Raw genomic sequence first — 20920 nt, 5'->3', positions numbered from 1 at the left:
ATTATTCACTCCTTTTAACTATGACAGCTTTCACATTCTTCAATGACTTCACTTGATGTTGAACGTACGTAGTAGGTCGTTTTTAACTTTTCTTTCCATGCCGTCATATGAAGATCCAGCAGCTCTTTTGCTCGGATATCATTTTGCACATATAAGTTGAATGAAATGGATTGATCAATATGGCGCTGGCGCTTGGCGTTTTGCTTAATGCTCCAGTGCTGATCAATTAAATAAACGGACTTATAATACCAGTTTGTTGCTGGTGATAAATCTGGTGCCGTCACCGGGATTTTATAGTTTTTCTTTTCCTCTGAATAAAACTTACGGAAAATCGGATCAATACTTGCAGTAGAACCCGCGATAATAGATGTTGATGAATTAGGTGCTACAGCCATTAAGTAGCCATTTCTTATCCCATTGCTTTGAACTTCGTTACGCAGTTCACTCCACGCTTCGCTTGTGTATTTACGTGTTTCAAAATAAGCGCCTGACTCAAAATCTGAGCCTTTAAATAATGGATATGCACCTTTTTCTTTAGCTAAGTTCATGCTTGCCTGTACGGTTAAGTAAGCAATTTGCTCGTACAATTCATCGCAATATGCTACCGCTTCATCTGTTTCCCATGCTATTTTCTTTAAGGCAAGCAGATGGTTCCAACCAAATGTGCCAAGTCCTACTGCGCGGTACTTTTGGTTTGTTAGTTTTGCTTGAAGTACTGGCAAATCATTTAACTCAATAACGTTATCAAGCATGCGTACTTGAATTGGAATTAAACGTTCAAGCACATCTTCAGTTACGGCTCTCGCTAAGTTGATAGAAGAAAGATTACATACAACAAAATCGCCCGGATTCTTTGTAATAATAATTTTTCCGTCTTCTGTAATTTCCTCTGTTACGACCGTTGTGCTTTGGTTTTGCGTAATTTCTGTACATAAGTTGCTGCAGTAGATCATGCCCTCGTGGCGGTTTTGATTAGCTCGGTTAACCGTATCACGATAAAACATATAAGGCGTTCCGGTTTCAAGCTGGGAAAGCATAATGCGCTTGAAGATTTCAATAGCAGGTACTGTTTCTCTTGAAAGCTGTTCATTATTTACACACTCAGCGTAACGAGTGCGGAACGAACCGCTGCCTTCTTCTTCATCATAAAAATCTTCTAACGAGTAGCCCATCAGCGTACGAACTTCGTGAGGATCGAATAAGTGCCAGTCTTCACGTGCCTCTACTTTTTCCATAAACAAATCTGGCAAACATACGCCAGTGAATAAATCATGCGTGCGCTGACGTTCGTCACCATTGTTCAAACGCGCGTCTAAGAATGAAAAGATGTCTTTGTGCCATACGTCTAAATATACGGCAATAGCTCCTTGTCGTTGACCTAGCTGATCGACACTTACAGCCGTATTATTTAGCTGTTTCATCCATGGAATTGTTCCTGATGATACGCCTTTAAAACCTTTTATATCACTTCCTCGGCTTCTAATATGACCGAGGTAGACACCAATTCCGCCTCCATTTTTACTAAGCGTGGCCAAATCTGTATTGCTATCATAAATACCGCGTAAGCTGTCATCAATCGTATCAATAAAGCAGCTAGATAGCTGTCCGTAGCTCTTTCCTGCGTTTGAAAGTGTTGGTGTGGCAACCGTCATATATAGACTAGAAAGCGCCCAATACGCTTCTTTTACTAATGCTGTTCGATTTTCTTTCTTTTCTTGAGACATCAGCGTCATAGCAATGATAAGAAAACGTTCTTGCGGTAATTCGTATACGCGCTTATCATGTGATGTCGCTAAATAGCGATCTGCTAATGTCAACAATCCAATGTATGTAAATAAACGGTCGCGTTCAGGAATAATGACTGAAGCAATTTCATTAATTTCTTCTTCTGTATATGTTTTTAATAGCTGCTTATTATAAATGCCGATTTTTGTTAGTTCTTGAATAAGCTGATAAAACGAACCGTACTTCTCTTTTTTATCGTAACCTCGGTTGTCCGCTGCTTTTCGATATAGTTCGTTTAAGTAGACGTCTGCCGCTACGTACGTCCAATCGGGTTCTTCCATTGAAATACGCTCTAAGGCTGCCAAAATTAGGACGTTTGCAACCTTTTCGTCCGTCATATTTTCCTTTACTGTAACAGTTTGAATAACCTTTTCCTCATACAAAGAAAAATCAAGCTGCGTAAATTCTTTTTTTAAACGTTCAATATATGCAGTTAATTCATGTAGAATTGTAGGCTTTAATGTATTCACCATAAATATGGCTCCTCTCTTCACTTCAAAATAAAAAATCGCTCACCGTACCTCGGTGAGCGAATAGAACGAAGATAGAAGAAGACACTAAGTCTTTTCTCAATCCTCGCTCTACCCTCTCACCTCCCGAAGAAGATAAAACGACATAAAAAAGGCAGGTCTCCTGACTTATGCTTCTTTTTACTTTAAGGCCTTCCCATGATGTTTACTCACAGTGGATTTCCTTATTTCATCAGCATTCACAGTTGCGGGGACAGCTTTGGATTTTCACCAAATTCCCTTTTAAGTCTTTTTATCAGACACCTTTTTCACTGGAAAACACAAAATATAGTATTTTATTATGGATTTCAAAACAACATATTGTGTTATGTTATAAACACATTATATAGGACAACTTAGAAAACTATCAACCTATTTTCAAAAATAATTTTGTTTTTTACGATAAAACTCTTCGACTTTTTTCATCAAACTATTCCATCATAACATGTTTTGACACGCTTGATGGAACAATGTGCTCTTTTTAAAAAATTTGTCCTATTTTTCTACTAAACATTGACAACCTCAATAAAAAAACCGTTTTTCATCAAAAAACGGTTGTTAATTATTTGTATTCTTTTTCAAATGCTGTGATTGTTTTGATAAACTTTTTATCAATATCGTATCCTATCCCCGGTTTTCCCTTCACCTTTATTACTCCGGCTTCTACCTCTACTTCGGGCTTAATAATATCTTTTTCCCAATAGCGAGACGACGCAGAAATATCACCTGGTATCGTGAAAGAAGGCAGTGTGGCAAGGGCAATGTTATGAGCTCGTGAAATCCCTCCTTCTAACATTCCTCCAACCCAAAGTTTTACACCATGCTGGGCGCATAAATTATGAATTTGCTTTGCTACGGACATTCCGCCAACTCGCCCGATTTTCACATTGATAATCTTACAGCTTTCTTGTTCGATTGCATGACGTGCATCTTCATAGCTCACAATACTTTCATCTAAGCAAATCGGCGTCTTTATTTGCTTTTGTAACAATCGATGATCAAGGATATCATCAGAACTTAACGGCTGTTCGATCATCATTAAATTCAATTCATCTAGTTTCTTCAATGAATCACTATCGCTTAACGTATAAGCTGAATTGGCATCAGCCATAAGAGGAATGCTTGGAAATTCATCTCGAATTTGTTTCAGTAGCTCATAGTCAGCACCCGGCTTAATTTTCACTTTAAAGCGCTTATAGCCATCTTTCATGTAAGTCTTTATTTGTTCTTTCATTACGGAAATGTCATTTAAGCCAACTACCACTCCAGCTTCTACAGCAGGCCTTACTCCGCCAATTACTTCAGATAACGGCTTATTTTGCCGCTTTGCATACAAATCCCATACAGCACAGTCCAAAGCTGCTTTAGCCATGTTATTTCGCTTTAGAGGTTTGAATAGCTTTTGAACATCCTCTGGTTTTTGAAGCTGCTTATGAAGAAGCGAGGGAATTAAAAAATCGTCTAACATATGAAAACACGTCTGAATCGTTTCTTCCGTATACCAAGGAGATGAAAAAGCAACGACTTCTCCCCACCCTGTAAATCCTTGTTCATCTTCTACTTCAAGCAAAATCAATTCTCGATCCTGCACCGTACCATAGCTTGTTGAAAAAGGAGAAAGAAGCTTCATGTCAATTTTATAAAGATGTACTTTTTTTATAATCATCGATTAGCTCCCTTTCTGTATGAACGATGATAGCTTCCGGCGTATGATTTTATTAGAAGCCGTTCGCGGCAGCTCCTCTACTCGAACGAAATACTTTGGAAGTTTGTACTTTGCTAAAAATTGTTGAATGTGTAAAGATAATTCTTCATCTGAAACGTCTTCGTTTACAACAACACATGCAGCTGGCACTTGTCCCCATTTTTCATCAGCTACTCCCGTTACACCGGCCTCTTTAACAGCGGGATGCTTCAACAAAACATTTTCAATTTCAGCTGGATATACATTTTCTCCACCTGAAATAATAAGGTCTGAACGTCTGTCTAACACATATAGAAAGCCTTCTTCATCCACTTTCCCGATATCTCCTGTATAGAACCAGCCTTGTTGAATTGCTTTTTGAGTAGCCTCAGGTTTATTTAGGTATCCTTTTGTAACATTTGGACCTTTAACAATGATTTCTCCTGCTTCGCTGGTCTCATTTCCTTTTTCATCTACAATTTTCATTGCACATGGAAATAATGGTTTACCTGCTGATCCCAGTTTTCGCAAACTGTCTTCAGGTGAAAGCGTAACGAACTGTGAAGATGTTTCTGTCATTCCATACGTTTGATAAACAGGAATTTCTTTATTCACACAAGCCTCTAAAATAGTAAGCGGTGCAGGTCCTCCTCCTAAAAGCATACAGCGAAACGTATTTGGATACTTGCGTTCAGCTAATTCATCAAGCATATTGGACAGCATAGAAGTAACAACCGAAATAATCGTTACCCCTTTGTTTTCAATGGCTTCATTTACTGCTCTTGCTTCAAACCGTTCTTCTAAAATGATTTTCATTCCGTAAAAGACGCTCCGCATTAAAATAGATAAGCCACTAATATGAAACAAAGGAACCGCTATAAGCCAGCAGTCTTTTTCATTTAATCCTAAATTAAGCGCTGAGCCAACGGAACTCCACCAGTGATTTCCATATGTCTGCAGCACTCCTTTTGGATGACCTGTTGTTCCAGACGTATACATAATGGTGAATGTGTCCTCGAGATTCCACGTTTTTTGAAAACCTGTTTCTGCTTCTGGAGAACTTTTTAAAGCAGGTAAAGTAAGCTGAGTAATGGAACTTTGGAATTCTCTAATTAAAAATGTTTCATCCGCAATAAGCAACGACACGTTTGCATCTGTTAGCTGATAATTAATTTCTTCGTTTGTCAAACGCGTGTTGACGAGCAGCAACCGGGCGCCAATATAAGAAATCGCATGTAAAATCTCGATAAACTCCACTCTATTTTTCATGTGTAAAGCAATGGTATCACCTTGCTTTACACCGTTAAACGAAAGCTGCTGTGCTACTTTTTGAACACGTTTATGAAGCTCTTGAAACGTAAGAGACGTTTGCGGTGTTTCTACCGCCACTCGATTTGGCGTCAAATATGCTCTTTGCATAAGCCCATTAGGAATCGTTTGGCTACTCATGAATTTCTCTCCTTTTTATACTGATTAACTAAATTAAATTGAAAAAACAGCCTGATGATAATCACCAAGCTGTTTCAGCTGTTTAAGGGAAACGTGGGAACTGTTGGAAGTCTGGATTGCGTTTTTCCTTAAATGCATCGCGACCTTCTTTTGCCTCATCGGTTGTGTAATAAAGAAGCGTTGCGTCACCCGCAAATTGCTGGATACCAGCTAAGCCATCCGTATCAGCATTAAATGCTGCTTTTAAGAAACGAAGAGCGGTTGGACTTTTTTCTAACATCTCTTCACACCATTGAATTGTTTCAGCTTCAAGCTGTTCTAATGGAACGACCGTGTTTACTAATCCCATGTCTAGTGCTTCTTGAGCGTTGTACTGACGGCATAAGAACCAGATCTCACGCGCTTTCTTATGACCTACGATGCGAGCTAAGTAACCAGAGCCATATCCTGCATCGAAGCTTCCCACTTTAGGACCTGTTTGCCCAAAGACTGCGTTATCCGCTGCAATTGTTAAGTCACATACAACATGAAGAACGTGGCCTCCGCCAATTGCATAGCCTGATACCATCGCAACAACCGGCTTTGGAATTACGCGAATTAAACGCTGTAAATCCAGAACGTTTAGACGTGGAATTTCATCTTCTCCTACATAGCCGCCGTGGCCGCGAACTTTTTGGTCTCCGCCTGAGCAAAATGCTTTATCTCCAGCACCTGCTAATACAATTACTCCAATACTTGCATCGTCACGAGCATAAGCAAATGCATCGATCAATTCCATTACCGTTTTTGGACGGAATGCATTGTGCACTTCCGGACGGTTAATCGTAATTTTAGCGATTCCGTTATATGTTTCGTATAAAATGTCTTCATACTGACGTGCTGATGTCCATTCAACTGTCATCTTTATTTCCTCCTAATTATGTAGTAGCTAAGAACTCACTTACTATTCTACCAAAAATCTCGGGTTGTTCCACGTGAATTGCATGGCCTGTCCCTAAAATAATTCTAGGAGTAGCATTTGGTATTAATGTTTGCATTTCTTTGGAAATTAAACAAAACTTTTGATCTACTTCTCCTGTAATAAGCAAAACCGGCATCAACAGATCGTCCAGCTTCTCCCAAAGGGACGGCTGGACTCCTGTTCCCATTCCTTTCAAACTGTTGGAAAGGCCGATTTCTGTATGCGAAAGTCTTTCTTTACGCACCGCTTCTTGAACATGGCTAGGCAATTGCTTTTGAGAACTAAAAAGAGGAATTCCCTCCCAAAAGTTCACAAATTCTTCAATTCCATTTTTCATAATGCGGCTCGCCAGCTGTTCATCTTTTTCTTTTCTTAGCTTTTGTTCTTCTCGCGTTTTTAAACCAGGCGATGCGCTTTCTAATACCAACTTTTTCACATGGTGTGGATATCGCTGGGCAAATGAAAGAGCAAGCCTTCCTCCCATCGAATATCCAATTACATTCACCTGTGATAAAGATAGCTGTTGAAGAAGCTCATGCAGTGCTTCAACAACTGCTTCCATTGAATATGGTTTGATTTCTTTGGGAGCTGCTGATTGGCCATGACCAATAATATCAACAGCAATTACCTGATAGTCTTTAGCGAATTTCTTCATAAAGGTACGCCAAGTTTGAGAAGAGCCGGTAAAGCCGTGAAGCAGAAGCAGCGGCTCTCCTTTTCCCTCGGTGTGCACATAGTAAGATACACCACCTAATTGATACATCATTGCCTATTCCTCACCGTTTGACAAATTTATTTCCTCGGAAACAAGTTTCCACAAACTGCGATGAGTCTCTACATTTTCTGTACGAGTTGTACGAATCTCTACAACATGCAAACCGCCTTTTGTGAAAGCATGGTTCATTGCATGTCGAAATTCTTCCCAGCTGCTTGCTGAAGAAAATGTGCCATCATACAGACGAGTGGCATGCTCAAAGTTTAATCCAGTTGGCGTACCGAATAGAAATTCAAAGTGCTTTTCTTGTTTTGACTGCGGTAAAAATGAAAAAATTCCTCCGCCGTCATTGTTAACTAGCACAACGGTTAAATTTAAATTATGCATTTTAGCTGCCAGCAGACCATTTAAATCGTGATAAAACGATAAGTCACCAATAAATAAAACGGTGTGATCGTAAGCCGTGCTTACGCCTAGAGCAGACGAAACTACACCATCAATTCCATTTGCACCCCGATTTACAAAGAGTGGAATATCTTTTTCCGTATTTAAGAAGAAAGAATCAATATCTCGAACAGGCATTGAATTTCCAGCAAATAAAGCCGTGCCTTCAGGTACTACATCAACAATTTCTTGAACTACTTGTCCTTCGAACCATTCCTGGCCGGAAGTTAATGTTCTCAGAGCCTGTGCAGTTTGAGCATTAATCTTTTTCCACAGACTCAGCCATGAAGTAGACTCCTCTTGATTCGCTGAAAGACGCTTGATCAGTTCTTCACAAAATAATGTCTCATCAGCTTCAATCATCACTGTCGAACGTAAAGTAGGGTCTCTCCAGCCTTTACCTTGGTCAACTACAAACATTTCTTTCGGCTCGTGGGCTTTCAAAAATTGCAATAGCGGTTTCGATACCGGCATCGCGCCAAAACGAATGACAACTTCCGGATAAAAACGCTCATCAACCTTATCACTTTTTAAAAATGTATCATATGTCTCTATTACATTTTCTTTTGAATGCTTGCCGCTTCTTAATTGTGATAACGGATCTGCGATCACTGGAAAGCTTAAAGATTCAGCTAAACGGCATACGCTGTCTGCTGCTTTTAAAGACATTTGATCTCCGCATATAATAAGTCCTTTTGTTGTTCCCTCTAAGCGCTTCGCAATTTCTTCGAAACCTTTTTCAGATAGAGATGCTTCTCCATGAATAGCAGACACATATGCTTTACCGCGTTTCCCTTGACTCCATAAATCTTCAATAGATAAATCTGGTACAATCGGTTCACGTAAAGGTACGTTAATGTGTACAGGACCGCTCGGTATAGCTTGAGCTGTATGAACAGCCCTTGAAGCTACTGTTCGAATATAACGATTCATATCTGCACTTTCTTCTGGTAAAGCTGTATCTACAAACCACTTCGCATATTGACCGAAAAGATGATTCTGATTAATGGCCTGCGGGGCACCTATATCCCTTAACTCATGCGGCCGATCCGCTGTGATAACTACTAAAGGAATGCGTGAATAGTGAGCTTCAATTACTGCAGGATAATAATTCGCTGCAGCTGTTCCAGATGTACATACAAGCGCCACTGGTTTTTTCTTTGCTTTTGCTATTCCTAGAGCAAAAAAGCCGGCGGAACGCTCATCAATATTTAAGTGCACATGAATATCAGGGTGCTCAGCCATAAGCATCGCAATAGGCGTTGAACGTGACCCTGGACTGACCACTACTTCTTCAACATTTGCTTCTACTAATTCATCCACGAATGACGCAATATACGTTGTTAATGATTTAATGTGTTCCACGCATAATCCCTCCTAAAGCTGAAAGCATCGGGTTGAATTTAATTCTTGTTTCTTCATATTCACTTTCAGGCGTAGAATCTGCTACAATTCCACAGCCCGCAAATAAAACGGCTTCTTGCTGCTGAATAACAGCGGAGCGGATTCCTACTATAAATTCACCGTTTCCGTTGATATCCATCCATCCTAAAGGAGCTGCATACCACCCTCGGTCAAAGGATTCTAGCTGTCGAATAATAGGCAAGGCCTCCTGTTGAGGATATCCTCCTAGCGCTGGTGTTGGATGGAGCTTTTGAATAAATGAAAATAGCGTTACATCTTCCTTTATACGCCCTTTAACAGGTGTATACAAATGTTGAATATGCTTTGTTTTATATAAACTTGGCGTACTTGGAATTTCTACTTCATAACAATAAGAATTCATTGCTTCTTTAATCATATGAACAACAACATCGTGTTCAATTAAGTTCTTGGGATCTTGAAGCAATTCCTCACCTAGTTCGTGATCTTCCTGCCTTGTCTTTCCTCTTGGAATCGAACCCGCTAAACATGTGGAAAACACATAATCTCCTTGTTTTTGCACTAGCCTTTCTGGGGAAGCGCCGATAAAATGCTGATGCTCTCCCTCTAAAATATATGTGTAGCTAGTTGGCTGTTCCTTTAACAGACGCTGAAGCACGTATTCAGTAGAAATATCTTCATTAAATTTTACTTTTAATTGACGAGCAAGAACTACTTTCTCTATAGCCTGTTGCTTAATTAAAGTAGTAGCTCTTTCAATATTTCCTTTAAATTTCTCTACCCCAATTTCCTCTTTTTCCAACAGCAAAGGTGAAATATGGGATTCCCCGTCGTACTCTTCACAAAGAACAAGTTTTTGGACCTCTTCGAAATAATTGATGTGCTTTTTAACAGAATCTTGTCCTTTAACCATCATATTAACGGTAAGGTATCCTTCTTTGTCTGCCTGAGTATATAACACAGTTGGAATCATAAATTTTGAACTCGGGAAATCACTCCAATAGTTTTCTCGATACTGATTTGGGTCAAATGAAAATCCTCCAAATAAAAGAGGACCTGTCCCATCAGGGGAAATTTGGTTATTTTTATAAAAGTCTTCTTTTATAAAGCGCTTCCATTCATTTTCAATGTGGAAATAACGTTCTTTTGCCGCATTGGTGCAAATAGTATGCGCATATCCTAATCCAACAAATGTATAATAACTGTTGGGATCTTTCCAAAAAAAGCGTTCTTTATAAAACTGGTCATGTCCGTTCGCATAAAAAATAAGGGGGTCAATAGGTCTTACTTTTTTCACTAAACTGACCAATTTTGGCTGATTTTCATTTTTTGCACACTCAATCGCATCTTTAATGTATTCTTGTACTAACTGTTCGGTCGTTGCAATCACACTACGTCCCCCCGTTCATCTTTTTTTCTTAAGTCTGTAACTAACTTATTATAAACTTTCAGTTCAAAAAAATCTAGCATCGCGATTCACGAGAAAAAATTAATTTCGCTTGTCTAAATTATGCCTTTTCATTAAATGAATCAAAAATCTTTATGATCTATTCAGTACTCTTTAGACCTCGAGAACGTTATTTTTATCATACCCTTTTCTATAACCTTTAACTTTCTTTAATTTTCCACTCCTTTTCTCTCTTAGCTTCATGAATATCCCAAATACTCCTAATATGAATCGTGTTTTTTTGAATTTTTAACACATACTACAAAAGCACAATAAATTTTTAAGGGGGAGCTTCATGACACTTTCAAAACAAGAAATCAGTCAGTTAAAACAAAATTTACAGCAGCAGCAGGCTGATATTCAATTGCACTTTGATCAAAATGATCATTTTGGTCTAACTCGAAGCGACGCTCACGATGCTGTAGGAGAACTTTCAAGCTACGATAACCACCCTGGTGACACAGCCACGGAAACATACGAGCGTGAAAAAGACCTTGCACTAAATGAACATGCAAAACAAGAGCTACATGAAATAGAAGAAGCACTTCAGGCAATCGCTCACAGCACGTATGGAACGTGCAAAGTATGTGGAGAAGATATCTCGTTTGAAAGACTTCAGGCTGTACCAACTACTTTATACTGTAGAGAACATAGCCCATCACAGGATATTCCAAAGCACAGACCTGTAGAAGAAAATGTTCTTCATCACCCATTTGGTCAATACGACTATGACGATACCGAAACAACAGGATATGACGCAGAAGATTCTTGGCAAGACGTTGCGCGTTACGGGACGTCTGAATCTCCTTCTGATTTTATAGAAGATACGTCTAACTATAGTGAAACCTATATTGAGGCAGATGAAGCTATTGGGTACGTTGAAGATTATGAAAACTTTGCCGCTACCGATTTATATGGACAGCCTCTTCCTATTTACCCTTCAAAAGAGCATGAGCGATATGAAAATGCACTGGATGAAGAAGGTACGATGACCATATTTGGAGATTTACCAGCCTATGAGAAAGATCCATACACTGAAAAGGAGTAGTTCTTCATACTACTCTTTTTTCTATTTTTAGTAGGAGCTATAGGAGATGACATCGAATGAATAGGAGATTAGAATTAATAATGAGGTGAAAATGATGAATGCACATGAAATTGATTATAAATTGTATGGAGATGACATGCAGTTTGTTGAAATTGAATTAGATCCTTCAGAAAGTGTTATAGCAGAAGCTGGAGGAATGATGATGATGGAAGATGATATTGAGATGGAAACCATTTTTGGTGACGGTTCTTCTTCCAACAGCAGCGGGCTGTTTAATAAACTCAAAGGAGCTGGGAAACGCGTATTAACTGGTGAAAGTTTATTTATGACGGTATATACAAATAACGGATATCACAAACGAAAAGTATCTTTCGCTTCACCTTTTCCAGGCAAGATTATTCCTGTCGATTTAGAGCAGCTCGAGCATAAAATCATTTGTCAAAAGAGCTCCTTTTTATGCGCTGCCAAAGGCGTATCCGTTGGCATTGATTTTCAAAAAAAACTAGGAACGGGCTTCTTTGGCGGTGAAGGTTTTATTATGCAAAAACTAGAAGGTAATGGCTTGGCATTTTTGCATGCAGGCGGAACCATTCATAAAAGACAGCTGCAGCCGGGTGAACGCCTTCGTGTGGATACTGGATGTTTAGTAGCCATGACCCGTGATGTAAACTACAACATCGAATATGTAGGGAAAATTAAAACAGCTCTGTTTGGAGGGGAAGGCATGTTTTTTGCTACTCTGTCAGGACCGGGAACAGTTTGGATTCAATCTCTTCCTTTTAGCAGACTAGCCGATCGCGTTTTATCAAGTGCAGTTTCCCCAACGGGAGGTAAAGGTGAAGGCAGTATCCTTGGTTCTTTAGGTGATTTCTTAAATGGTGACAACAGATAAAATAAAAAAGGTGTAGTCTTTGACTACACCTTTTCTATTTATTGATTTAATAAATTTTTAGTGGAATGAATTCCCCAAATATCAGATGCATATTCCTCAATCGTTCGATCACTAGAAAAAAAGCCGGAGTGTGCAATGTTCGTCGCACTCATTTGAAGCCATTTATTTTCATTTCTATAAGCTTCGTTTACTTTTTGCTGTGCCGTAACGTATGAGTCAAAGTCACGGAGTACATAGTATTCATCATTTTGCATTAATAATGAATCATATATAGGCTCGAATAAGTCATATGTGTCAGGCAGGAAGCCGTTGGTAAGCTGCTCGAGCACTTGTCGAATCCGCTTATCATGATGGTAGTAATCATAGGCACGGTATCCTCCATTTTGCTGATAGCTCAACACTTCTTCGGCTTTTAATCCAAAAATAAAGACATTATCTTTTCCTACTGCCTCGCTAATTTCGACGTTCGCTCCGTCCATCGTGCCAAGAGTTAACGCTCCGTTCATCATGAATTTCATATTTCCCGTTCCCGAAGCTTCTTTGCTGGCGGTTGAAATCTGTTCACTGACATCCGCTGCAGGAAAGATATACTCAGCAAGTGACACACGATAGTTTTCTAAAAAAACGACTTTTAAAAACGGTGATGTTTGTGGATCATTATTGACAACATCAGCTACAGAGTTAATTAGCTTGATGACTTTTTTTGCATAATAATAGCCGGGAGAAGCTTTCGCACCAAAAATAAATGTACGAGGAACGATTTGAAAATTAGGGTCTTCTTTTAATCGATTGTACAAATACATAATGTGCAGCACATTTAAAAGCTGCCTTTTGTAAGCATGAAGCCTTTTAACCTGTACATCAAAAATAGAATTAGAATCTATTTTAATTCCCGTTTGCTCTTGAATAATATCCGCAAGCAGCTTTTTACGCTGTTGTTTTACTGTTTTTAGTCCTTGTAAAAAACTTGGATCTTCCACGTACTCTTGGAGCTTTATAAGAGAATGCGGCTGTTTAATCCATTTATCTCCTATCACCTCGGTAATAAGGGAGGAAAGCTGTGGGTTAGCTTTTAACAACCAGCGCCGGTGGGTAATTCCGTTTGTTTTATTGTTAAATTTAGCAGGATAAAACTGATAAAAATCTTTCATTTCTCGTTCTTTTAAAATATCAGTATGAATCTTTGCCACACCGTTTACTTTATAACTTCCCACAATTGCTAAATGAGCCATCTTTACTAACCCGTGCGCTAAAATAGCCATATTTTCAATCCGCTGCCAGTCCCCTGGATATGATTCCCATAATTCTTTACAAAAGCGCTCATTAATTTCTTCAATAATCATATACACGCGTGGAAGCAAGGGTTGAAATAAATCAATCGGCCATTTCTCAAGGGCTTCAGAAAGAGTCGTATGATTTGTGTATGATATGGTATTGGACGTAATATGCCATGCATCTTCCCATTCCATTTTTTCTTCATCCAGTAAAATTCTCATTAGTTCAGGAATCGCAAGTACAGGATGAGTATCGTTAATATGAATGGCTACTTTTTCGTGAAAGTTTGTAAGTGTTTGATAGGTATTTCGATGTGCTCTGATAATACTTTGTAAGCTAGCTGATACAAGAAAATATTGCTGTTTCAATCTTAATATTTTACCATCTTCATGTGTATCATCTGGATATAAAAATTCTGATACAGCCTCTGTTTGACGCTTATACTCCATCACATCTTTATGTACTGGAAATGATGAAGGCTCCGCATTCCAAAGGCGAAGTGTATTCACTGTATCTGTTTTATACCCGATAACCGGGATGTCATAAGGAACAGCAGAGACGGGTTCTCCTTTTACATGACGAAAAGAGAATTTTTCGTCTTCCTGTACCATTTCAACTTCGCCCCAAAAGTTCACTTCTATGGCTTGATCTAATTTACGTACTTCCCATGAGTTCCCATGCCTTAACCACTGTTCTGGGAGCTCAATTTGAAAGCCGTTTACAATCTTTTGATCAAACAAACCGTGTTTATAGCGAATCCCATAACCGTGGCCAGGAAGATTAAGTGAAGCAAGAGAATCTAAAAAACAAGCAGCAAGCCTGCCTAATCCGCCGTTTCCTAATCCTGCGTCTACTTCTATCTCTTCAATATTTTCAAGTGAAATATTCAGATCACTTAATCCTTCTTTTACAACTTCCCGAATTCCTAAGTTCAACAGATTTTGACCCAATAGTCTGCCTAGTAAAAATTCGATAGAAAGATAATACACTTGCTTTGTATGTGAAGACCTATGAATTTCATTGGTTGAAATCCAATCGCTGCTAATATACTCTCGCACCATATTTCCTAATGTATGATAGTGATCTTGAACAGTAGATTCTTTAAAGCTCTTTCCATATGTCATTTCCAGCTTTTTCAAAAAAGCCTCTTGAAAGCTTTTTTTATCAGAGAACAATCTGCTCACCCTTTCACGATGGAGTAGATGTCAAATTTGAATACAATTGATTATATTTAAATGCCGATTGCCCCCAGCTATAATCCTGACTCATAGCATCCATCATTAATTTTTTCCATACATCTTTCTGGTGATAAAATGAAACAGCTCTTTCTAACGTATGAAGCATGTCATGAGCATTATAATTCTTAAAAGAGAAGCCATTTCCCTCTCCGCTATATTCATTATAAGCTTTGACCGTGTCATTCAGGCCGCCCGTTTCACGCACGACTGGAATGGTTCCATATTTTAAGGCTATTAATTGTCCGAGTCCGCAAGGCTCAAAACGGGAAGGCATTAAAAATAAATCCGTACCGGCATAGACTTTATGAGCAAGTTCCTCATTAAAACCAATAATAGCTTTTACTTGTTGCGGGTACGTATCTTCCATCTCACGGAAAAACTGCTCAAACTCGTATTCTCCAGTTCCTAAAATAACAATTTGGGCTCCTAAGTTAACCGTCTCATGGAAAACGTGCTTAACTAAATCCAATCCCTTCTGCTGAGTTAACCTTGTAACCATCGAAATAATTGGAACATCCTTATTTTCTTCTAATTCAAGATAGCGCTGGAGCTCTTTTTTATTTTTATATTTCCCTTCAATCTTTTCTACCGAATAAGGATAAGATATAAGCTGATCTGCGTTTGGGCTATAAGCTTCTTCATCGATTCCATTTACAATCCCAATTAAATCTTGATTTCGCTGACGCAATAATCCATCTAAACTTTCTCCGTAATATGGCATTTGAATTTCATCTCGATATGTAGGACTTACCGTGGTAATTTTATCAGCTGATACAAGCGCAGCTTTCATAAAATTAATATTCCCATAAAACTCGAGCTGGCTTGTAGTAAAATAATATTCATTTAAATTTAATAACTCATATAAATTGCTCTTAGGGAAGATTCCTTGGAATTGTAAGTTATGAATCGTAAAGACCGTCTGAATATGATCATACATATCATAATTAGCACGAAGTAAAAATGGAATCATAGCCGTATGCCAGTCGTGACAATGAATAATATCAGGCTCATTCTCTAAAAATGGGATAGCTTCAAGCACAGCTCTGCTGAAAAAAGCAAATCGTTCAGCGTCATCGTAGTGTCCATATAAGCTATCTCTTTTAAAATAATATTCATTATCAATGAAAATATATTTAACGCCATCCATCGTTAACGATTCAATTCCGCAGTACTGTCTTCTCCACCCAACCTGCACATGAATAACTTTTTCAAGCACCATTTCATCTTGATAATGTTGAGGAATCGTTCCGTACTTTGGCATGACTACACATACGTTCGTTCCTAACTTTTTTAATTCTTTAGGCAGGGCACCGGCTACGTCTGCTAATCCTCCTGTTTTAATAAAAGGTACACATTCTGATACAGCAAATAATACATTCACGACTTCATCAACGCTCCTTGAGTTGTTCCTTTAGCAATGACTCTAGGTAATCCTGACTCACCTAGCAACGTTTCATTACTTCCTATTTTCACATCTTTGTCTAAAACAACATTTTCTAATACACTATTTTCTAAAATAACGCCTTTTTGCATCACAATGCTATTCTTAACGACCGTACCTTTTCCAATTTTAACGCCTCGGAAGATAATACTATTTTCCACATGCCCTTCAATCACGCACCCGTTTGCGATCATTGAATTTTTCACAACCGCTTTTTTTGCGTAACGAGTAGGCGGTTCATCTTTTACTTTAGTGAAAACAGGACGTTCGTTAATAAATAGCTGCTTCCAAACATCTGGAGATAAAATTTCCATACTTGTTTTATAGTAGGCATCTAAGCTAGAAATCTCAGCCGTATATCCATGGTGCTCATACTTTTCTACACGATGAGATTGTGCCATATATCGAACCATTTCTTTAATCGTATAAAAATCATGGGATTCATTTTGCAAAATATTAACTAGAATAGATTTATTAATAATATACATATTAAGCGATTTATCACCCTGCTTCATTTCAGTAATATCTGCATTTGAAGCAATATGACGTTGCAACACGTGCTCAAAGTCAACTGTACATATCGTATAACTATTCGCAATTAATACGTATTCCTGCTTACTTCTTAAGAAATAATCAATATGATAACGGAACTGCGTGAATAGTGATGGACTTTCTAAGTGTAAATCACTTGTCATAGGAGGGAAGATAAACAATCCATCTCGCTTCCGATCCAAATCCCACTCTTTTCCTGAACCTATATGATCCATCAATGCGCGATAGCGATCACGGGGAAAAATGGCAACGCTCGAAATTCCGGAGTTCACCATATTAGAAAGCGTAAAATCGATTAATCGATAGCGTCCTGCAAAAGGAATGGCAGCAATCGATCTATAAAAGGTTAAAGGCTGCAGCGCTGTTGTGTTTGTACAAGCATCAATAATACCAAGCATTTGATTATTCAATGTCGTTCATCCTCTCTGTTCGTTAAATGCATTTAGCAACTGATTCAATCAATTCTTGAGTAACAAGAATTACTTCTTCGCTTCCTTTGGTCGGTCGAATAATAGTACCGTCTGGAACTTCAATATCCGATGGGACAATAGCGTTTTCAATATATACGTTAGAACCTATCTTTGCAGTAGGCATGACAACCGTTTTCTTGACTTCAGAACCTGAGCCGATTTGTACACCTGGAAATAACACGGACTGCTCTACGTTTCCTTCAACAACGCACCCTTCATTTACTAATGACTCCACCACGCAGGCGTTTGGCGCGATATATTGAGGAGGCTGATTAGGGTTAACAGAGTATACTTTCCATGAAGAGTCAAATAAATTAAGCTCGTCTTTATCACATAACAAATCCATATTCGCTTCCCACAAGCTTTTTACAGTTCCTACATCTTTCCAATAACCTTGGAATGGGTATGCAATTAGCTTTTTCTTTTCGTCTAGTAAAAGCGGAATAACATCTTTACCAAAATCATGGCTTGAATATGGATTGCGTGCATCCATTTCTAAATATTCTTTTAAAATACTCCATTTAAAAATATAAATCCCCATGGAAGCTAGATTGTTTTTAGGACGCTGAGGCTTTTCATCGAACTCCATTACGTCTAGGTCACTATTTGTATTTAAAATACCAAAACGGCTCGCTTCCTCCCAAGGTACTTCAATAACAGAAATCGTTACGTCTGCTTCTTTGTTTATATGATAATCAAGCATATTTTCATAGTTCATTTTATAAATGTGATCACCTGATAGAATCAGTACGTACTCAGGATCATACTGTGTTAAATAGTTTAAATTTTCATAAATAGCACTAGCCGTCCCTTTATACCACTTTACTCCATCTGACTCCGCGTATGGAGGCAATACCGTAACGCCACCATTCCGTCGATCCAAGTCCCAAGCGCTTCCAATTCCAATGTATGAATTGAGAACTAGCGGTTGGTATTGTGTTAACACACCTACTGTTTCAATACCTGAATTTGTACAATTACTTAAAGCAAAATCAATAATTCGATACTTACCACCAAATGGTACAGCTGGCTTTGCTAGATTTTTTGTAAGTGAACTTAGCCGACTACCTTTTCCTCCTGCCAATAACATCGCTACGCATTTCTTTTTTAACATGTTGTTTTCTCTCCCCTCGTTTTCTCTTTGCTCGTAGTATACTAATGCCAAACGGCGGAATATTCATTTCAATGCAAAAAGGTTGGCCGTGAAACGATTCATCCACTGATTTTAATGCCTTTTTATTTACAATACCTGAACCGCCGTACACTTCGTCATCACTGTTAATAACTTCAATGTACTCTGTCTCAACTGGAACTCCAACTTTGTAAGAATGATATGGATGCTCAGAAAAATTGCTAACAACTATAAAAATCTCCTGATTTTCTTTCGACTTACGAATAAAAGAGAAAATTTGTTGATGATGGTTGTTAACATCAATCCATTCAAATCCATCTGGATTATGGTCTAATTCATATAAAGGCTTGCTTCTCTTATAAATCTTGATGAGATCCTTCATATATCCGTTAAGATTGCGATGCATATCAAAATCATAAAGCATCCAATCCAACTCCTCTAAATCTTTCCACTCATCAAATTGGCCAAACTCTCCGCCCATAAATAAAAGCTTTTTCCCAGGGTGTGCAAAGAAATATCCATATAGCAGTCGAAGCTGTGCAAACTTGCGCCAGTAATCACCTGGCATTTTATTAAGTAATGATTTTTTCCCATGTACGACTTCATCATGAGAAAGCGGCAAAATAAAGTTTTCGTTAAACGCATACATTAGTGAAAAGGTCATTTTATCGTGAAGATAGGGACGTCTTTCCACGCCAGCTTCCATGTATGTTAAAACGTCATTCATCCATCCCATGTTCCACTTATAATTAAAGCCTAAACCACCCTCATACGTAGGTGCTGTAACAAGCGGCCAGTCCGTTGAATCTTCTGCCATCATTAATATCGTTTCATCAGATTCAAAAACAGCTTCATTCAACTTTTTCAAAAAGCTGACAGCTCCATCATTCACTGCTTTTCCAGAAGAATTTTGCCAATAAAGCATATTGGCTACAGCATCTACTCTAAATCCATCTATATGGAAGTACTCCAACCAAAACAAAGCGTTCGAAATCAGAAAACTTTGGACTTCAGGCTTTCCTAAATCGAAATTAGCTGTTCCCCAAACGTAATTTTCACGATCGGGCTCTTGTTTGTATTCATAAGTAGGTTCTCCATCGAACATATACAGACCATGTTCATCCTTACAAAAATGCCCGGGTACCCAGTCTAAAAGAACCCCTATATTATTTTGATGACACTCATCTATAAAGTTCATCAACTCTTTAGGTGTACCGTATCGACTGGTAGCAGAATAGTATCCAATTCCTTGATATCCCCAGGATCGGTCGAGCGGATGCTCAATGACTGGTAATAACTCAATATGTGTAAAACCTTGTTCAGCAATATAAGGAATAAGCTCCTGTGCTAATTCACTATATGTATAAAGGCTGCCATCTTCATGAGTCCTCCAAGACCCTGCATGCAGCTCGTAAATACACAGTGGTCTTTCATATATATTTTGCTGTTTTTTCTTTCTACGCCAATATTGATCGTTCCATTTGTACCCATCTAATGAGTAAACAATAGACGCAGTGTTCGGACGCACTTCACTGAAGAAAGCGTATGGATCTGCTTTTAATTTTTTTTGATTGCTTTGTGTGATGATTTCATATTTATAAATAGTCCCTTGTTCTAACTCAGGGATAAATGTCATCCAAATACCTTGTTCATTAACTTTAACCATTGAATGTTGAAAACCGTTCCATTTATTAAAATCACCTACAACGCTTACACTCTTTGCATGAGGTGCCCACACGCAAAATCGTACGCCTTCAATTCCTTCTACCGTTACCTGATGCGCACCGAAAATAGAGTAACTGCGAAATAAGTTTCCTTCGTGATACAAATGAACATCAAATTCAGTAGGCTGAACCGCTAGATTCACTTTTGCCACCCCTTTAACTTCAAACATAATATACGCACATAATATACGCTTCTTACCACTCATTCCCTTTTACAGTAAAAACATAAACCTTTTCTACAAATATAATAGAATAAATGTTCTTTTAAATTGCTCTTTATCCCATACTCTTCATACTTTATTACTTTATGAATAATTCCATATGACATAGGGAAAATCCTGCTTAAAACTTACTTTTTATTCTGAAAATTCATGGTAATTATTCCTAACTATTATTTCTGTTTACTTAATCTTTAAAAAAGCGCAAATAAAAAAGGTTTGCATATATGCAAACCTTTTTGAGATGACCCGTACGGGATTCGAACCCGTGTTACCGCCGTGAAAGGGCGGTGTCTTAACCGCTTGACCAACGGGCCATATTTGAATTTAAAACGACTGGCGGAGAAGGAGGGATTTGAACCCTCGCGCCGCTTACACGACCTACACCCTTAGCAGGGGCGCCTCTTCAGCCACTTGAGTACTTCTCCGTATGGCTCCACAGGTAGGACTCGAACCTACGACCGATCGGTTAACAGCCGATAGCTCTACCACTGAGCTACTGTGGAATATGGTGGGCCTAAGTGGACTCGAACCACCGACCTCACGCTTATCA

Annotated in this window: 14 protein-coding genes, 3 tRNA genes and 1 riboswitch; of the genes, 2 read left to right on the top strand and 15 right to left on the bottom strand. The window is 38.5% G+C overall.

Annotation, left to right across the window (positions count from 1 at the left end; translation table 11 throughout):
• Window positions 1–14: 14 nt before the first annotated feature.
• The 7 genes from AC0KUU_RS00085 to AC0KUU_RS00055 all read right to left on the bottom strand — a co-directional run bounded on the left by AC0KUU_RS00085 (window position 15) and on the right by AC0KUU_RS00055 (window position 10320).
• Window positions 15–2258, bottom strand: coding sequence for a ribonucleoside-diphosphate reductase subunit alpha (locus AC0KUU_RS00085; RefSeq protein ID WP_016765778.1), 2244 nt, complete (start codon window positions 2256–2258; stop codon window positions 15–17).
• 133 nt (window positions 2259–2391) lie between these two features.
• A riboswitch (cobalamin riboswitch) is annotated at window positions 2392–2577 on the bottom strand.
• A 279-nt stretch (window positions 2578–2856) separates the two neighbouring features.
• Entirely contained in the window at window positions 2857–3960 is a 1104-nt protein-coding gene (menC, locus tag AC0KUU_RS00080; protein WP_322552466.1) for an o-succinylbenzoate synthase, read from the bottom strand.
• A 3-nt stretch (window positions 3961–3963) separates the two neighbouring features.
• Window positions 3964–5427, bottom strand: coding sequence for an o-succinylbenzoate--CoA ligase (locus tag AC0KUU_RS00075; protein ID WP_322552467.1), 1464 nt, complete (start codon window positions 5425–5427; stop codon window positions 3964–3966).
• 82 nt (window positions 5428–5509) lie between these two features.
• A complete protein-coding gene (menB, locus tag AC0KUU_RS00070) occupies window positions 5510–6328 on the bottom strand; it encodes a 1,4-dihydroxy-2-naphthoyl-CoA synthase (RefSeq protein ID WP_013059564.1) in 819 nt (272 codons plus the stop codon).
• A 16-nt stretch (window positions 6329–6344) separates the two neighbouring features.
• Window positions 6345–7154: a 2-succinyl-6-hydroxy-2,4-cyclohexadiene-1-carboxylate synthase gene (gene menH, locus AC0KUU_RS00065; protein ID WP_322552468.1), complete on the bottom strand. Its 810-nt coding sequence runs from the start codon at window positions 7152–7154 to the stop codon at window positions 6345–6347.
• 3 nt (window positions 7155–7157) lie between these two features.
• Entirely contained in the window at window positions 7158–8912 is a 1755-nt protein-coding gene (menD, locus tag AC0KUU_RS00060) for a 2-succinyl-5-enolpyruvyl-6-hydroxy-3-cyclohexene-1-carboxylic-acid synthase (protein ID WP_322552469.1), read from the bottom strand.
• On the bottom strand, window positions 8899–10320 hold the full coding sequence (locus AC0KUU_RS00055; protein WP_230182999.1) for an isochorismate synthase: 1422 nt from the start codon (window positions 10318–10320) through the stop codon (window positions 8899–8901). The genes menD and AC0KUU_RS00055 overlap by 14 nt, the downstream gene beginning before the upstream one ends.
• A gap of 352 nt (window positions 10321–10672) precedes the next feature.
• Here AC0KUU_RS00055 and AC0KUU_RS00050 point away from each other — a divergent pair, with 352 nt between their 5' ends.
• Together AC0KUU_RS00050 and AC0KUU_RS00045 are read left to right on the top strand one after the other, a co-directional pair.
• Complete coding sequence (locus AC0KUU_RS00050; RefSeq protein ID WP_322552470.1) at window positions 10673–11425, top strand: TraR/DksA C4-type zinc finger protein; 753 nt, start codon at window positions 10673–10675, stop codon at window positions 11423–11425.
• Window positions 11426–11519: 94 nt separating this feature from the next.
• Window positions 11520–12317, top strand: coding sequence for a TIGR00266 family protein (locus AC0KUU_RS00045; protein ID WP_322552481.1), 798 nt, complete (start codon window positions 11520–11522; stop codon window positions 12315–12317).
• 38 nt (window positions 12318–12355) lie between these two features.
• On the opposite strand, the gene AC0KUU_RS00040 is transcribed toward AC0KUU_RS00045, so the two are convergent.
• From AC0KUU_RS00040 to AC0KUU_RS00005, 8 genes are all read right to left on the bottom strand, one after another.
• On the bottom strand, window positions 12356–14767 hold the full coding sequence (locus tag AC0KUU_RS00040) for a glycogen/starch/alpha-glucan phosphorylase (RefSeq protein ID WP_016765785.1): 2412 nt from the start codon (window positions 14765–14767) through the stop codon (window positions 12356–12358).
• Window positions 14768–14780: 13 nt separating this feature from the next.
• Window positions 14781–16211, bottom strand: a complete 1431-nt coding sequence (gene glgA / locus AC0KUU_RS00035; RefSeq protein WP_043975855.1) for a glycogen synthase GlgA — start codon at window positions 16209–16211, stop codon at window positions 14781–14783.
• A complete protein-coding gene (locus AC0KUU_RS00030) occupies window positions 16208–17233 on the bottom strand; it encodes a glucose-1-phosphate adenylyltransferase family protein (RefSeq protein ID WP_025750736.1) in 1026 nt (341 codons plus the stop codon). The genes glgA and AC0KUU_RS00030 overlap by 4 nt, the downstream gene beginning before the upstream one ends.
• A gap of 22 nt (window positions 17234–17255) precedes the next feature.
• Window positions 17256–18407, bottom strand: a complete 1152-nt coding sequence (locus AC0KUU_RS00025; RefSeq protein ID WP_016765788.1) for a glucose-1-phosphate adenylyltransferase — start codon at window positions 18405–18407, stop codon at window positions 17256–17258.
• Entirely contained in the window at window positions 18358–20319 is a 1962-nt protein-coding gene (glgB, locus tag AC0KUU_RS00020; protein ID WP_043975848.1) for a 1,4-alpha-glucan branching protein GlgB, read from the bottom strand. The genes AC0KUU_RS00025 and glgB overlap by 50 nt, the downstream gene beginning before the upstream one ends.
• Before the next feature lie 293 nt (window positions 20320–20612).
• Window positions 20613–20684: transfer RNA gene (locus AC0KUU_RS00015), tRNA-Glu, on the bottom strand.
• A gap of 20 nt (window positions 20685–20704) precedes the next feature.
• Window positions 20705–20795: transfer RNA gene (locus tag AC0KUU_RS00010), tRNA-Ser, on the bottom strand.
• A 3-nt stretch (window positions 20796–20798) separates the two neighbouring features.
• A tRNA-Asn gene (locus AC0KUU_RS00005) sits at window positions 20799–20873 on the bottom strand.
• Between the last annotated feature and the right edge of the window lie 47 nt (window positions 20874–20920).

The sequence above is a fragment of the Priestia sp. ST2 genome, assembly GCF_055810735.1.
Note: the sequence above shows the minus strand (reverse complement) of the source record. Positions and strands in the feature narration are given on the sequence as shown.

Bases quoted from the DNA above. Each gene is read 5' to 3' on its own strand.
- AC0KUU_RS00085 (WP_016765778.1), bottom strand. From the start codon at position 2,258: ATGGTGAATACATTAAAGCCTACAATTCTACATGAATTAACTGCATAT.
- menC (WP_322552466.1), bottom strand. From the start codon at position 3,960: ATGATTATAAAAAAAGTACATCTTTATAAAATTGACATGAAGCTTCTT.
- AC0KUU_RS00075 (WP_322552467.1), bottom strand. From the start codon at position 5,427: ATGAGTAGCCAAACGATTCCTAATGGGCTTATGCAAAGAGCATATTTG.
- menB (WP_013059564.1), bottom strand. From the start codon at position 6,328: ATGACAGTTGAATGGACATCAGCACGTCAGTATGAAGACATTTTATAC.
- menH (WP_322552468.1), bottom strand. From the start codon at position 7,154: ATGATGTATCAATTAGGTGGTGTATCTTACTATGTGCACACCGAGGGA.
- AC0KUU_RS00050 (WP_322552470.1), top strand. From the start codon at position 10,673: ATGACACTTTCAAAACAAGAAATCAGTCAGTTAAAACAAAATTTACAG.
- AC0KUU_RS00045 (WP_322552481.1), top strand. From the start codon at position 11,520: ATGAATGCACATGAAATTGATTATAAATTGTATGGAGATGACATGCAG.
- AC0KUU_RS00025 (WP_016765788.1), bottom strand. From the start codon at position 18,407: ATGTTAAAAAAGAAATGCGTAGCGATGTTATTGGCAGGAGGAAAAGGT.
- glgB (WP_043975848.1), bottom strand. From the start codon at position 20,319: ATGTTTGAAGTTAAAGGGGTGGCAAAAGTGAATCTAGCGGTTCAGCCT.